13 protein-coding genes are annotated in these 14,884 nt (G+C 72.4%); 1 reads left to right on the forward strand and 12 read right to left on the reverse strand.

The features are described 5' to 3' along the window. Positions 1–160 precede the first annotated feature (160 nt). Positions 161–2,275 carry a bifunctional aldolase/short-chain dehydrogenase gene (locus tag GBN72_RS15750; protein WP_281371838.1) on the reverse strand — a complete coding sequence of 705 codons (2,115 nt, stop codon included), beginning with the start codon at positions 2,273–2,275 and terminating at the stop codon, positions 161–163. 37 nt (positions 2,276–2,312) lie between these two features. Beyond that, the gene (rhaI, locus tag GBN72_RS15755; protein WP_151772414.1) at positions 2,313–3,482 is read right to left on the reverse strand and encodes an L-rhamnose isomerase; all 1,170 of its coding nucleotides are present in this window, start codon (positions 3,480–3,482) and stop codon (positions 2,313–2,315) included. A gap of 198 nt (positions 3,483–3,680) precedes the next feature. Between rhaI and GBN72_RS15760 the strand changes: the two genes are divergently transcribed. Further along, positions 3,681–4,697, forward strand: coding sequence for a LacI family DNA-binding transcriptional regulator (locus GBN72_RS15760; RefSeq protein WP_151772415.1), 1,017 nt, complete (start codon positions 3,681–3,683; stop codon positions 4,695–4,697). 312 nt (positions 4,698–5,009) lie between these two features. Here the strand turns inward: GBN72_RS15760 and GBN72_RS15765 are convergent, their stop codons facing one another. The 10 genes from GBN72_RS15765 to GBN72_RS15810 all read right to left on the reverse strand — a co-directional run bounded on the left by GBN72_RS15765 (position 5,010) and on the right by GBN72_RS15810 (position 14,850). After that, a complete protein-coding gene (locus tag GBN72_RS15765) occupies positions 5,010–5,873 on the reverse strand; it encodes a fumarylacetoacetate hydrolase family protein (RefSeq protein WP_151772416.1) in 864 nt (287 codons plus the stop codon). Positions 5,874–5,909: 36 nt separating this feature from the next. Then, positions 5,910–6,947: a cupin domain-containing protein gene (locus tag GBN72_RS15770; protein ID WP_151772417.1), complete on the reverse strand. Its 1,038-nt coding sequence runs from the start codon at positions 6,945–6,947 to the stop codon at positions 5,910–5,912. Between the two features lie 22 nt (positions 6,948–6,969). Continuing rightward, the gene (locus tag GBN72_RS15775; RefSeq protein WP_151772418.1) at positions 6,970–8,190 is read right to left on the reverse strand and encodes an FAD-dependent monooxygenase; all 1,221 of its coding nucleotides are present in this window, start codon (positions 8,188–8,190) and stop codon (positions 6,970–6,972) included. 138 nt (positions 8,191–8,328) lie between these two features. Further along, on the reverse strand, positions 8,329–8,979 hold the full coding sequence (locus tag GBN72_RS15780; RefSeq protein ID WP_151772419.1) for a 3-oxoacid CoA-transferase subunit B: 651 nt from the start codon (positions 8,977–8,979) through the stop codon (positions 8,329–8,331). Next, the gene (locus GBN72_RS15785) at positions 8,979–9,734 is read right to left on the reverse strand and encodes a CoA transferase subunit A (protein ID WP_151772420.1); all 756 of its coding nucleotides are present in this window, start codon (positions 9,732–9,734) and stop codon (positions 8,979–8,981) included. Before GBN72_RS15785 ends, GBN72_RS15780 begins: the two co-directional genes overlap by 1 nt. 223 nt (positions 9,735–9,957) lie before the next feature. Continuing rightward, positions 9,958–10,704: an SDR family NAD(P)-dependent oxidoreductase gene (locus GBN72_RS15790; RefSeq protein WP_151772421.1), complete on the reverse strand. Its 747-nt coding sequence runs from the start codon at positions 10,702–10,704 to the stop codon at positions 9,958–9,960. Beyond that, positions 10,701–11,672, reverse strand: a complete 972-nt coding sequence (locus tag GBN72_RS15795; protein ID WP_151772422.1) for a fumarylacetoacetate hydrolase family protein — start codon at positions 11,670–11,672, stop codon at positions 10,701–10,703. The genes GBN72_RS15790 and GBN72_RS15795 overlap by 4 nt, the downstream gene beginning before the upstream one ends. A 115-nt stretch (positions 11,673–11,787) precedes the next feature. After that, positions 11,788–12,720: a VOC family protein gene (locus GBN72_RS15800; RefSeq protein ID WP_151772423.1), complete on the reverse strand. Its 933-nt coding sequence runs from the start codon at positions 12,718–12,720 to the stop codon at positions 11,788–11,790. A gap of 4 nt (positions 12,721–12,724) precedes the next feature. Further along, positions 12,725–13,723 carry an amidohydrolase family protein gene (locus GBN72_RS15805; RefSeq protein ID WP_151772424.1) on the reverse strand — a complete coding sequence of 333 codons (999 nt, stop codon included), beginning with the start codon at positions 13,721–13,723 and terminating at the stop codon, positions 12,725–12,727. Then, entirely contained in the window at positions 13,720–14,850 is a 1,131-nt protein-coding gene (locus tag GBN72_RS15810) for an FAD-dependent oxidoreductase (RefSeq protein ID WP_151772425.1), read from the reverse strand. The genes GBN72_RS15805 and GBN72_RS15810 overlap by 4 nt, the downstream gene beginning before the upstream one ends. Positions 14,851–14,884 lie beyond the last annotated feature (34 nt).

The following is a 14,884-nucleotide window of genomic DNA, read 5'->3' on the forward strand; positions in this document are numbered from 1 at the left end:
AGGGGGAACGGACGGAGCGGGAAGGGGGAACGGAGCGGACCTGCGGCGCACGGAGGAACACGGCGTCAGGGCCGGCCCCTGTGCGGTGTCACGCCGCCGGTCCGCGGGCGCTCCTGGGGCGGGCGTGTCAGGTCACCCGCCCCAGGGCGATCGAGGGCCGTCAGCGCAGGAATGCCGCGGCGACGCCGGCGTCGACGGGGACGTGCAGGCCGGTGGTGTGGGACAACTCCCCGCCGGTGAGGGCGAAGACGGCGTTCGCGACGTGCTCGGGGAGCACTTCGCGCTTGAGGAGGGTCCGCTGGGCGTAGAACTCGCCGAGCTTCTCCTCCTCGATTCCGTAGGTGGCGGCGCGCTGGGCGCCCCATCCGCCGGCGAAGATCCCGGATCCGCGCACCACACCGTCCGGGTTCACTCCGTTGACGCGGATCCCGTGCTCGCCCAACTCGGCGGCGAGGAGCCGCACCTGATGGGCCTGGTCGGCCTTGGTGGCGGAGTAGGCGATGTTGTTCGGGCCGGCGAAGACGGCGTTCTTGGAGGCGATGTAGACGATGTCGCCGCCCAGGCCCTGGGCGGTCATCACGCGGGCGGCCTCGCGGGAGACGAGGAAGGAGCCGCGGGCCATGATGTCGTGCTGGAGGTCCCAGTCGCGGGCGGTGGTCTCCAGAAGCGGCTTGGAGATGGAGATGCCGGCGTTGTTGACGACGAGGTCGACACCGCCGAAGGCGAGAACGGCCTCGCGGAACGCGGCGGCGATCTGCTCCTCGGACGTGACGTCCACGGTCACCGCCACGGCCTTGTCCGCACCGCCCAGCTCCTCGGCGACCGAGGCGGCGTTGTCGCCGTTCAGGTCCGCGACCACGACGCAGGCACCCTCGGCGACCAGGCGCCGGGCGACGGCCTTGCCGATGCCGGACCCCGCACCCGTCACCAGTGCGACGCGGGTCGCGAGGGACTTCGGCTTCGGCATGCGCCGCAGCTTGGCCTCCTCCAGCTCCCAGTACTCGATGCGGAACTTCTCCGCCTCCTCGATGGGGGCGTAGGAGGAGACGGCCTCCGCGCCGCGCATCACGTTGATCGCGTTGACGTAGAACTCGCCCGCGACCCGGGCGGTCTGCTTGTCCTTGCCGAAGGAGAACATCCCGACGCCGGGGACCAGGGCGATCGCGGGGTCGGCGCCGCGCATCGCGGGGGAGCCGGCGGTGGCGTGCCGGGCGTAGTAGGCGGCGTACTCCTCGCGGTACTCGGCGTGCAGCTCCCTCAGCCGGGTCACGGCCTCGTCCAGCGGCGCGTCGGCCGGCAGGTCCAGCACCATCGGGCGGACCTTGGTGCGCAGGAAGTGGTCCGGGCAGGACGTGCCCGATGCCGCCAGGCGTGGGTGCTGGTCGTGGGCCAGGAAGTCGAGGACGACCTGGGAGTCGGTGAAGTGGCCGACCTGCGGCCGGTCCTGGGAGGCCAGGGACCGGATCACCGGCGCGAGCGCGGCGGCCCGCTCCCGACGCTCCTCCTCGCCCAGCGCGCCGTAGCCCTCCAGGGGCGCGCCGAACGGCCGCTCCCTGCCCCGCTCGACGAGGAAGGCCTCCGCCGTGCGGATCATCCACAGGGCGTTGGTCTCGCACTCCTGGGCACTCCCGCCCCAGGCGGTGATTCCGTGCCCGCCGAGGACCACGCCGACGGCGTCGGGGTGCGCCTCCTTGACGGCCGCGATGTCCAGGCCGAGCTGGAAGCCGGGCCGGCGCCACGGCACCCAGGCCACCTTCCCGCCGTAGCACTCCGCGGTCAGCTTCTCGCCGTCGGCGGCGCAGGCGAGGGCGATGCCGGAGTCGGGGTGGAGATGGTCGACGTGCGGGGCGTCCACCAGGCCGTGCATGGCGGTGTCGATCGAGGGAGCGGCGCCGCCTCTGCCGTGCAGGCAGTAGTCGAAGGCGGCGACCATCTCGTCCTCGCGCTCGACGCCCGGGTAGACGTCCTTCAACGCCCGCAGCCGGTCGAGGCGCAGCACGGCCAGGCCGTCCTCGGTGAGCGTGCCGAGGTCGCCGCCGGATCCCTTCACCCACATCAGCTCCGTGTCGGAGCCGGTGACCGGGTCGGTGACGGTGCCTTTGACCGAGGCGTTGCCGCCGGCGTAGTTGGTGTTCCGGGGGTCGGAGCCCAGCCGGTGCGCGCGGCCGAGGAGCGCGGCGACTTCGGGGTGGGTGGCCATGTGCGATCGGTCCTTCACGGTCGAGAGGGAGCGGGACGAGGAACGGGGAGCGCCGTGCTCCGACGGGGAGGGAATCGGCCCGGTCCTGTGGACCGGGAGCGGGAGGCCGCGGTCATGCTCCCCAACCGGCCTGTTCGCCGCCGACCCGGTCGGTGGCGATCCGCTCCTGCCACCCGGAAGCGGCGTAGGCGGCGAGAGGGTCCGGTGCGAGACCCTGCTCCTCCCGCAGTTCGCGCAGCAGCGGGCGCACGTCGGTGTTGTACGCGTCCATCAGCACCGCGTTCGCGGCGAGGACGTCACCCGCGTGCTGGGCGGCGGCGAGCGCGTCGAGGTCGACGAGGAGGGCCTTGGCGGTGGCCTCCTGGACGTTCATCACGGAGCGGATGACGGCCGGGATCTTCGCCTCGATGTTGTGGCACTGGTCGAGCATGAAGGCCACGTCCGCGGCCGGGGCAAGGCCGCCGTTCTTCGTGACCTCGTGCATGATCCGGAACAGCTGGAAGGGGTCGGACGAGCCCACCATCAGATCGTCGTCGGCGTAGAAGCGCGAGTTGAAGTCGAAACCGCCGAGCTTCCCCTCCCGCAGGAGGAAGGCGACGATGAACTCGATGTTGGTGCCGGGGGCGTGATGGCCGGTGTCCACGACCACCCGCGCCTTGGGTCCCAGTTTGAGGCAGTGGGCATAGGACGTACCCCAGTCCGGGACATCGGTGGTGTAGAAGGCCGGTTCGAAGAGCTTGTACTCCAGGAGCAGGCGCTGCTCGTCGCCGAGCCGCTCGTACACCTCCGCCAGAGCGGCGGCGAGACGGTCCTGACGGGCGACGACGTCGTCCTGGCCGGGGTAGTTGGTGCCGTCGGCGAACCACAGCTTCAGGTCGGACGAGCCGGTGGCGTCCATGATGTCGACGCACTCCAGAAGATGGCCGACGGCCTTGCGGCGCACCTTCGCGTCCGGGTGGCAGACGCTGCCCAGCCGGTAGTCGTCGTCCTGGAAGGTGTTGGAGTTGATCGCGCCCAGCCGCAGACCGCGTTCCGCGGCGTACGCCGCGAGAGCGGTGTAGTCGTCGACCCGGTCCCAGGGGATGTGCAGGGAGACCTTCGGGGCGACCCCCGTGAACTCGTGCACCTTCGCGGCGTCGTCGAGCTTCTCCCACGGCGTCCTGGGTACGCCTGGCTGAGCGAACACCTTGAAGCGGGTTCCCGAGTTCCCGTAGCCCCAGGAGGGTGTCTCGACGGTCTGGGCCTTGAGCGCGGCCTTCACGGCGTCCCGCACGTCAGTCATTGGGCAACCTCGGAACCAGGGCCGCGCTGGGAGCGTCGGCACAATGAATCGTTTCATTTCTACCGAAGCAGAGGCCGAGCGAGTGGTCAAGGGGTATGCAGGGCATTGGTTGAAAGGATTCATCAAGGGCGAGGAGTGGTGAGGAGTGGCGGCCTAGGATGGCGCGTACACGGATTCGAGGCGAACGGACGGTCGGCAGTGGTGGGCATCAAGGAGGTGGCGCGTCAGGCGGGCGTCTCCGTGGGAACGGTCTCCAACGTCCTCAACAGGCCCGAGCGTGTCTCCGGGGAGGTCCGGGCCCGTGTCCACGCGGCGATCGACCTGTTGGGGTACGTCCGGAGCGAGTCGGCACGGCAACTGCGCGCCGGCCACAGCCGCATGCTCGGGCTGCTGGTCATGGACACCGGGAACCCCTTCTTCGCCGCCCTCGCCCGGGGCACCGAGCGGGTGGCCGCCGAAGCCGGCCTCGGCGTGATGGTCTGCAACAGCGCCGAAAGCGTTGCGGCCGAACAGGCGTACTTGTCGCTCTTCGCCGAGCAGCGTCTCCGCGGGGTCCTGTTGGCGCCGGTCGCGTCCGACGGGGAACCGTGGGAGGCGCTGCGGCGCGCGAGCATCCCGTTCGTGGTCGTCGACCGGGCCGTCGACGACCAGGTGGCCTGTTCGGTGGCCGCCGACGATGTCCAGGGAGGCCTGCTCGCGGGCCGGCACCTGCTCGCCGCCGGCCATCGGCGCATCGCCTACGTGGGCGGTCCCGGTCAGCTGCGGCAGGTCCGGGACCGGCGGGAGGGCCTGGCCCGTGCGGCGGAGGAGGCGGGGCTGGGCGCCGACGCGATCGTCGACGTCCCGGCCGAGAGGCTGGACGTCGGCGCCGGCCGGGACGCCGGGGCCCGGCTCATCGGACTCTCGCCCCGGCCGACGGCCGTCTTCTGCGCGAACGACCTCCTGGCCCTGGGCGTCATGCAAACGACCTTCGACGCGGGCGTGCGCGTCCCGGAGGACCTCGCCGTCGTCGGCTACGACGACATCGAGTTCGCGGAGGCGAGCCTCATCCCGCTGACCTCGGTGCGCCACCCGGCCGCGGAGATCGGGCGTCTCGCGGCCGGGCTCCTGCTGCGGGAGATCGAGCCGACGGACCTGGAGCACGGTCACCGGCACACCGGCATCGTCCTCCAGCCGGAGCTCGTCGTCCGCAGGTCGAGCACACCGCGGTCCTGACCCGAGCCCGCGCCTGCCCTCCCGCCGCGCGGTGTCGGGGGCCCCTCGGGCCGCGCGGGGTCGGGCGAGGTCGCCGACTCGAGAGACCCGGCGCCCGGCGAGCCGGGCCGGGACGCGCATCACGTCGTCCCGCTCTCCACCGGGGAAGACGGCGAGCAACTCGCCGTCGACCTGTCCGGCGACGTCGGCCGGGCGACGGTGCTCAGGTCGAATCCTCCCCGCCCCGCGAGGCGTTGAGCACGGCAACGCGCGCGGGACGGTTCCGGACCGGCACCTCCGGTCCGGGACCACCCCGTACGGCGAACGGGCGGATCAGCCGCGGCGGTGCCCCGGACGGGACGCGTACGGCGTGGCGCAGGAGCCGTCCACGCCCACCTCGAGACGGCCGATCCTCTCTATCTCGACGACGACGCGGTCGCCGCCGCGGAGCGGGCCCACTCCGGCGGGCGTGCCCGTGGCGATCACGTCGCCGGGGTACAGGGTCATCACGGAGGAGGCGTAGGCGACCAGCTCACGGACACCGAAGATGAGGCACTCGGTGTTGGTGCTCTGCCGTGTCTCGCCGACCACCTCGCAGCGCAGGTCGAGCCGGTCGGGATCGGCGATCTCGTCGGCGGTCACGACCCACGGGCCGATGGGGGTGAAGGTGTCGAAGGACTTGCGGGTGGAGCGGTCCTCGCCGGAGCGGACGGTGATGTCCAGCAGGCAGGTGTACCCGAAGACGTGGTCGAGGGCGTCCTCGGCGCTGACGTGGGACGCGGTCCGGCCGATGACGACGGCCAGTTCGCCTTCCTGGTCGGTGCGGATGTCGGAGTAGGGCAGGACGATGTCCTGGCCGGGCCCGATCACGGACGAGTTCGCCTTCAGGAAGACGCCCAGATCGGCGATGGACGTGGGGTAGTCCATCTCGGCCTTGTGGTCGAGGTAGTTGACCGGAGCGCCGATGATCTTGCCGGGCCGGGGCAGCGGTGCCTCCAGTGTCACCCCGGCCAGCGGTACCCGGGGCCCGCGGGCCGCGTCGAGCACCGGCCCGGAGCCGTCGGACGCCGCCTCGATGTACTGGTGGAGCGCGCCTGCCGGGCCGGCGGAGAGGGGTGCGACCTGGTCGGTCACGTCGGTGATGGTGTCGCCGTCGACGATGCCGAGACGTCCCTTGTCGAACAGGGCCAGACGCATCGTGGCCTCCTTGAGGGTGTCGAAGTAGCGGGGTGATCAGGCGCCGGGGTCGGCGCTCTCGCTGCGGTACAGGCCCAGGGAACGCATCACGGGCTCGTCGCTGTACGAGAACAGGACCGCGTCGGCGGACTTCGAGGCGTTCAGGTGCCGGTAGGAGGCCCAGCCCGGTACGGCGAAGGTGTCGTTCTCGGCCCAGTCCAGGCGCTCGCCGTCGACCACGGTGGTGCCTTCGCCGCGGACGACGCTGAAGACGGTCGAGGCGGTGCGGCGGCGGCCCGCCCCCGTGAAGCCGGGGCGCAGCCGCTGGATCCGGCAGCCGATGGTGGGCATGACGGGGCCGCCGGTCCAGGGGTTGGTGTACTCCAGGACGATGCCGTCGACGTCGCTGCCCTCGGCGGTGTCGGCGACGGCCTCCAGCGCCCGGCCGGTCTCCTGCCAGGTGTAGCGGGTGACCGGCGAGTTCGGCCCGTCAGGAGTGATCCAGGCGGGGGTCAGGCGGCCGTGGAGGAACTGACGGCTGCCGGCGTCGTCGGGGCGGGTCACGGGCTGCAGCCGCTGGGGGTACTTCTCGTAGAAGCCCGCCTCCAGCGCGTTGACGAGGGGGTAGTCCAGTGCGTCGAGCCAGATCATCGGCGCGTCGCCCTCGTGGGTGTGGTCGTGCCAGTGCCAGCCAGGGGTGAGCAGCAGGTCGCCGGGTGACATGAAGACACGCTCGCCGTTGACGGTGGTCCAGGCGCCGTCGCCCTCGAGGATGAACCGGAAGGCGTTGGAGGTGTGCCGGTGGGCCTGGGCGGTCTCGCCGGGCAGGATGATCTGCAGGCCGGCGTAGAGGGTGCTGACCGTGGCGGGAGGGTCGGTGAGCCCGGGGTTGACGAGCATGAGGACCCGTCGTTCGGCCTCGTCCAGGGACAGGGTCCGGGAGAAGTGCAGCAGGTGCGGCCGCAGTTCCTTCCAGCTCCACCGGTAGGGGACGGCCCTGCTGCGGGGCTGGGCGGGGAAGAGGTTGCCGTAGAACCGCCACAGCGGTGCGGCGCCGAGGCCGTCGAGGGCCTTGTAGGCGGGGTCGTCGTTCATGGTGTCTCCTCGCGGTGGTCTCTCACGGGGTGATGGCGTGCCGGAGGTCGCCGGCGGGGGTCCACACCCAGGCGATGTCGTCGAAGTCCTGGGCGGTGCGGCCGGACAGGAGCTGGTTGCGCAGGACGGCGCCCATGCCGTCCAGGTGGCAGATCTCGCCGAAGCGCCGGGCGTTGGTCTGGATCGACGCGGCCCGCTCCGTTCGCACGGCGGCGTAGGCGGCGAAGGCGTCTTCCGGGCGGTCGTGCTCGCGCAGGGCACGGCCCAGGGCGACGGCGTCCTCCAGGGCCTGACAGGCGCCTTGGGCCAGGTACTGCAGCATCGGATGCGCGGCGTCGCCCAGCAGCACTATGCGGCCGTGGACCCAGTCGCTGATCGGCAGGCGGTCGAAGAGCGGCCAGCGCCGGTCCCTCGCGACCAGAGGGAGCGCGTCGCGCACGGTGTCGCAGGCGCCGGCGAACCGCTCCTCCAGCTCGGCCTCGGTGCCCCAGTCGTCGGAATCCGGGTCGTAGTGGTCACTCTCGAAGACGGCGACCTGGTTGTAGAGCTCGCCGCGCCGTACGGGGTACTGGACCAGGTGCATGCGCGGCCCGGCCCAGACGACGACCGACTCCGTCCTGGCGTGCTGGGCCATCGAGCCCGTCATGCTGCCGACGGGCAGGGCGCCGCGGTAGGCCACGTACTGCGAGCAGACGGGGTCCCCGTCGTCGACGAGGATCTGCCGCAGCCGGGAGTGCAGGCCGTCGGCGGCCACCACGGCGTCCGCCGACAGCCACTCGGCCGTCTCCGCGAAGCGGAGGCGCACCCGCGCCGGGGTCTGCACCGCGTCGGTGACGGTGTGGCCGGTGCGCAGGGTGACCGACGGGTGCTCCTGGCAGGCGGCGAGCAGCGCTCCGTGAAGGTCGGTGCGGTGGGTGACGAGGTAGGGATGCCCGAAGCGGGCTCGGTAGGCGTCGCCGCGCAGGTCGAGAGCGGTGACCTGCCGGCCGGTGAGCGCGTCCATCATGACGAGCTGGGGCGGGGCGACGGCGGAGCGCCGCACGGCGTCGAGGACGCCGAGTTCCTCCAGCGCCAGGGAGGCGTTCGGAGCGAGCTGGAGGCCGGCTCCGATCTCGCCGAACCGGGCGGCGCGCTCCACCACGGTCACGCGGTGGCCGGCGCGAGCGGCGGCGAGGGCGGCGGCCAGGCCGCCGATGCCGCCGCCGACGACGGCGATGTGCAGGGGCGAGGTCGTCACGGGCAGGGCCTCCTTGAGGGACGGGGTCGATCCGCCTCCCGACGTGAGGTCTCTTCCGCGTCGGGATCATTGGTGTACGGACCATCGGGGCAGGAGCGGGGCCCTCGGCGCGGGTCCGCGTGCGGACCCAGGGCGGCGGACCGGTCAGCGGGCGGCTGCGTCGCTGCCGAGGTGCACGGGGGCGCCGGTGCGGGCGCGGATGTCCTCGACGGTGACGCCGGGGGCCGCCTCCACCAGGGCGAGGCCGTGGCCGGTGACGTCCAGGACGCCGAGGTCGGTGATGACGCGGTCGACACAGGCGCGGCCGGTCAGGGGGAGGGTGCAGTTCTCGACGATCTTCGGGGTGCCGTCCTTGGCGGTGTGCTCCATCAGGACGACGACCCTGCGCGCACCGTGGACGAGGTCCATGGCTCCGCCCATGCCCTTGACCATCTTGCCGGGGATCACCCAGTTGGCGAGGTCGCCGGCCGCCGAGACCTGCATGGCGCCGAGGACGGCGGTGTCGACGTGGCCGCCGCGGATCATCCCGAAGGACAGGGCGGAGTCGAAGAACGACGCCCCGGGCAGGGTGGTGACGGTCTCCTTGCCGGCGTTGATCAGGTCGGGGTCGACCTCGTCCTCGGTCGGGTAGGGGCCGGTGCCCAGGATGCCGTTCTCCGAGTGCAGCACCACATGTACGCCGGCCGGCACGTACGCGGGGATCAGGGTCGGCAGGCCGATGCCGAGGTTCACGTACGAGCCGTCGGCGAGTTCGGCGGCGGCCCGTGCGGCCATCCGGTCGCGGGTCCAGGCCATCAGGCGCGCACCGTCCTTCTCTCGATCTGCTTGTCGGCCGCCTGGGCGGGCGTGAGCGGTACGACGTGCTGGACGAAGACGCCCGGGAGATGCACCCGGTCCGGGTCCAGGGCACCTGGCTCGACGAGTTCCTCGACCTCGGCGACGGTGATCCGCCCGGCCATCGCGGCGAGCGGGTTGAAGTTGGCGGCGGCGCGGCGGAAGACGAGGTTGCCGTGCCGGTCGCCCCGCCAGGCCCGTACGAGGGCGAAGTCGGTGGTGATGCCGTGCTCCAGGACGCAGGGCCGGCCGTCGTGGACGCGCGTCTCCTTGGCGGGGGAGGCGACGGCGACGGTGCCGTCGGGGGCGTAGCGCCAGGGCAGTCCCCCCTCGGCGACCTGGGTGCCGACGCCGGCCGGGGTGTAGAAGGCGGGGATGCCGCAGCCGCCGGCCCGCAGCCGCTCGGCGAGGGTGCCCTGCGGGACGAGTTCGACCTCCAGCTCGCCGCTGAGGTACTGGCGGGCGAACTCCTTGTTCTCACCCACGTAGGAGCCGGTGACCCGGCTGATACGCCCGGCCGCCAGCAGGATTCCCAGGCCCCGGTCGTCGGTGCCGCAGTTGTTGGAGACGACTCGCAGGCCGGTGGCGCCCTGGGCGTGCAGGGCGCGGATCAGGGTCTCGGGGATGCCGCTGAGCCCGAAGCCGCCGACGGCGAGCGACGCACCGTCGGGGATGCCGGCGACGGCGTCCTCGGGTTTCTGGACGACCTTGTCCACGGTTCCGGTGTCCTTTCAGGTGAGGGGGCCCGGCGGCACGGCGGACCGGCCGCCGGGCCGGCGGGCCGGCCGAGGGGGAGGTGCGGGGCCGCGTCGCGCGGGAAGGTGGGCGTCGGCGGGCAGTTCGCCGCGTGCCCCCTTCGTGCCGACCAGGCCTTGGCCGACGCGGTCGGCGTGGATGCGGTGCGCGGCGGGGCAGGCCGGCGTCGGTGGGGACGACGCGTCATCGCGTGGTCGCGTCGAGCAGCGCGTCGGACACCGACTTCACCCCGCCGTGCGAGGTGAGGCCGCCGTCGACCGGTATCTCCGCGCCCGTGATGAACGAGGAGTCGTCGCAGAGGAGGAAGACCACCACAGGGGCCACCTCCTCGACCGTGCCCACCCGGCCCAGGGGCGTCTCGCGGATGTTCGACTCCCGGAACGCGGGCGCGGCCGATGCCGTCATCTCCGTCTCGACGAACCCGGGATGAATGGTGTTCACCCGGATCCCCCGCGGGCCGAGTTCCAGGGCGGCGGTCTTTGACAGTCCGCGCAGCGCCCACTTGCTCGTCGTGTACGCCACCGGGTAGTGGGCGGTCAGCGCTGCCGACGAACCGACGTTCACGACGGACGAGCCCGGAGGCATCAGCGGGGCGAGGTGCTGGATGCCCAGGAGCGGGCCGTTCACGTTGACGGCGTGGACGCGGCTCATGTCCTCGGCGGTGACCTCGTCCAGCCGGGCCCGCCAGGTGATGCCGGCGTTGTTGACCAGGCCGTGGACGGCCCCGTAGGCGCCGCGGAGGAAGTCCGCCAGGTCCGCCCAGTCGTCGGCCAGGGTGACGTCGAGCCTGCGGACGCCCTCCTTGCCGCTCACATCGGTGGCGACGACCGTGGCACCCTCGCGCTCCAGGGCCGCCGCCTCGGCGGCGCCCTGGCCGCGGGCGGCACCCGTGACGACGACGACCTTTCCCGCCAGGCGCCCGCCGGTCACGGCCGCTCCCGGGTGCGGCGCCGGCCCCTGGGCAGGGCGACGGGCTCGGTGCCGGGGACCACCCGGGTGGTGAGGGACCCGATGGCCTCCACGGTGAGGGTGACGATGTCGCCGGGCCTGAGCGGCGGAGGTACCTGCTCGCCGGAGCGGCCCCACAGTTCGGCGAGACAGCCGCCGTTGCCGCAGGTGCCGGAACCCAGGACGTCGCCGGCGACGATCCGGGTCCCGCGCGAGGCGTAGGCGGTCATCTCCTCGAACGTCCAGCTCATGTTGGACAGCAGGTCGCTGCCGACCTGCTTGCCGTTGACCTCGGCCGTCAGGCCCAGCCGGAGGAAGCCGTCGCCGTCGCGGTACGGCTCCAGCTCGTCGGCGGTCACCAGGTAGGGGCCCAGGGTGGTGGCGGTGTCCTTGCCCTTGCAGGGGCCGAGCCCGACCTTCATCTCGGCGGACTGCAGGTCGCGCGCGGACCAGTCGTTGAACACGGTGTAGCCGACGATGTGCTCCCGTGCCTGCTCCGGGGTGAGATCACGGCCCTCGCGACCGATGACGGCCGCCACCTCCAGCTCGAAGTCGAGCACGGACGACCCGGGGGGCACGGGGACGTCGTCATGGGGCCCGAAGACCGCGTGGGGGTTGGTGAAGTAGAAGGTGGGGGCCTCGTACCACTGGGCGGGCACTCCCGCCTCACCGCTGACGGAGCGGCGCACGCCCTCGACGTGCTCCTCGAAGGTGACGAAGTCCCTGATCGAGGAGGGCTGGAGCGGCGGGAGCAGCCGGACCTCGGAGACGTGGGGGCCGGGCGGGACGTCCAGCGCCGCCGCCCCGGCGGTGAGAAGGCCCGGCAGGCCGTCGGTGTCGCGGATCAGGTCCGTGAGCGAGGTGACTCCCGGCAGAGGGAACAACGTGCCGTCGTCCTCGACGACAGCGACACGGTTCCGGTGCCGGTGGGTGAATGCGGCGAAGCGCATGGAGCGGCTCCAGGTGGAGAAACGGGGGACGACACGGGGGGCCGGGGCCGGGAACGCGGCGGGGCAGTCCGGGGGACATGGCCCGCCGCGTTCCCGGGGATCGGACGGCGCCCGACTAGACCGGCGGGGCGACGAAGACGCCGCGGTCGGGGTCGTTGAAGGACTCCTTGGCGACGAGCTCGTTCATCGGGTTGGCGGTGCCCCACTGGTCGGTGACCTCAGGCTGGGAGAAGTCGTAGACGTGGGGGTGCCAGGTGTCCTCGTCGAGGTTCTCCAGCTCGGTGGTGTACTCGACGGTGTTGCCGTGCGGGTCGAGGAAGTACGTGAAGGTGTTGTCGCCCGCCATGTGCCGGCCCGGCCCCCAGATCTTGCGGAACCCGGCGCGCATCACGCGGCCGGAGCCGCGCATGTACTCGTCGAGGCCGCGCATCTCGAAGGAGATGTGGTGCAGCGCGGTGTGCGGACCCTGGGCGATGGCCATGGAATGGTGCTGGTTGCTGATCCGCATGAAGTGCATGACCTCGCCCATGTGCGGGGAGCTGAGCGTGTCGGAGAGGCGGAAGCCGAGGTGGCGCTCGTACCAGGCCCGGGTGCGGTTCAGATCGGGGGAGTTGAGCACGACGTGGCTCAGCTTGACCGGGATGGCCTCCTTCTCCTCGATCTTCCGGTGCTGCCGCACCTCCACGTCGGCGGAGACCTCGACGGTGCGGCCGTCGACGTCGAAGAAGCGGAACCCGTAGCCTCCGCCAGGGGTGTCCACCTGGCCCGGACGGGTGATCAACTGGACTCCCCCGGCGAGGAGTTCCTCGGCCAGGGTGTCGACGTCGGCCCGGCTCGCCGCGCCGTAGGAGACGAGGTCGAGACGCTTCTCCTCGGCCTTGCGCAGGCGCACGACGTACTGCTCGGGGGAGCCCTCGGCGGCCAGGAAGGAGATCCCGGAGTCCTCGGCCACCTTGGTCAGGCCCCAGACGCCGGCGTAGAAGTCGAGCTGCTTGTCGTAGTCGGGCACGGCCAGGTCCACGTGCCGCAGGTGGGTGAGCAGGCGCACGGTGTCAGTCCTTCCGGAGGAGGGCGGCGGCGTTGCCGCCCCGGACGGCGTCGAAGTCGGAGCCGGAGAGCCCGGCTGCGCGCAGAGCGGCGACGGGGTCGTCGGAGCCCATGTCGAAGGGGAAGTCGGAGCCCAGCAGCACCCGGTCGGCCCCCGCGACCCGGACCAGCTCGCGCAGGACGTGCGGATCGTGCACGAGCGAGTCGAAGTACAGGCGCCGCAGGTAGCCGCTGGGCGGCTCGGCGCAGCCCGCCGACGCGTCGGCCCGGGCCCGCCAGGCGTGGTCGCTGCGCCCGATGTGGGTGGGCAGGTAGCCGCCCCCGTGGGCCGCGACGACCTTCAGCCCGGGGTGCCGGTCGAGGACGCCGGAGAAGATCAGGTGCGAGAGGGCGACCGCGTTCTCGGTGGGCTGGCCCACGGTGTTGGACAGGTACCACCGGTCGAGGCGCTCGTCGAGGGTGCAGCCGAACGGATGCAGGAAGACGACCGCTCCGGTCTCCTCGGCGCGCGTCCACAGCGGCGCGTAGGCCGGATCCGACAGCTCCCGGCCGGGAGCGTGGCTGGAGATCTCCACGCCGACGAGTCCCTGTTCCAGCGCGTGGTCCAAGGCGGGCACGAGCAGATCGGGATGCTGCAGGGGAACCAGCCCCAGGCCCCTCAGCCGGTCGGGCGCCGCCGCGCAGTGCGCGGCGGTCGCCTCGTTGGCCAGGCGGTAGACCTTCTCTGCCGTGTCGGTGTCCGCCCAGTAGTGGTAATGCGACGGCGAAGGGCTGACGAGCTGGACGTCGACGCCCTGGGCGTCCATCCGGGCGAGCCGGACGGCGGGGTCGGTCAGGGCCGGGACGCGGTCGCGGACCATGGGGCCGCTGACGGTGAGCGCGTCCGGTCCGTTGCGGCGGGCGTCGAGGGCCTTGGCCTCGGCGTGCCCGGGAAGGCCCGCGACGAGCGCCTCGATCTGCGGCAGCAGGACATGGGCGTGGACGTCCACGGTCGGCGCGGTCACGGGAGCTCCCTGAGCATGGTCATGGTGCGGGCCATCAGCCCGGGGACATCGGCGTCCCGGACGCCGTCGAGCTGCCACCGGCCGATCTGGACCGACCCCTCCACGACCGGGCGGACCCGGGCGATCCGGCGCTCGTAGTACGCCTGCAGCAGTGCGTCGTCCCAGGCGTCGGAGGCGGTGAGCATCTGCGCCAGGACCCAGGCGTCCTCCAGCGACAGCGCCGCGCCCTGCGCCAACGTGGGCGGGCAGCAGTGGGCGGCGTCGCCGACGAGCACGACCCGGCCGCGATGCCACGACCCTTCGACCAGCAGCCGGTCGAACCACGTGTAGTTGACCTTCGAAGGGTCGGTGAGCGTGGCGGTGATGGCCGGCCACGCGCCGCCGTAGGCCGACGCGAGACGGACCATCTCCTGGGCGTACGACTCGACGGGTATGGAGGAGCGGTCGCGGTTCCTCTCCACGACGTACGCGTACAGCGTGGTGGCGCTGGTGGGGCAGTAGCCCGCGATGTACGCCGGACCGCCGTAGGCGAGGTCGGTGCGCTCGACGCCGACGGGCCGCGGTGCGGCGGCGCGCCAGATGGCCATGCCGGTCGGCTCCGGCGTGTCCGCGATGCCGATCTGCGCGCGGGTGGCCGAGTTCAGGCCGTCGGCGGCGACGACCAGGTCGTAGCGGTGCTCGGAGCCGTCGCTCAGCCGGACGTCGACGCCGGTCGTGTCCTGGCCCAGGACGGTGGCGGTGGAGCCGAGGCGGACGGTCGCGCCGCTCGCGCGGACCGCGTCGATGAGGATCCGCTGCAGCCGCGGGCGTTCGATGCCCAGTGTCGCCGGCAGGTCGTCGCCGCCGGTGCGCAGGTCGCGCTGGACGTGCAGGACGGTGCCGTCGGGGGCGGTGATCCCGGCCGACCCGAAGGGGAAGCCGGAGGCCCTCACCTCCTCCCAGACACCGAGTTCGCGCAGGACGCGCAGGGCGTTGCCCTGCAGGGTGATGCCGGATCCGGCAGTGGCGTTCCAGTCGTCCTTCGCCTCGACGAGGTCGACGTCGATCCCGGCGCGGCGCAGCAGGATCGTGGCGGCGTTGCCGGCCGCTCCGCCGCCGACGACCAGGACTCTGCGGGGTGTGCTCATGGGGAGATCCCTCTCACGGTGGTGCGCGCCCGGG

The sequence above is a fragment of the Streptomyces abyssomicinicus genome (genome assembly GCF_008974245.1).
Taxonomy (GTDB): Bacteria; Actinomycetota; Actinomycetes; order Streptomycetales; family Streptomycetaceae; genus Streptomyces; species Streptomyces abyssomicinicus.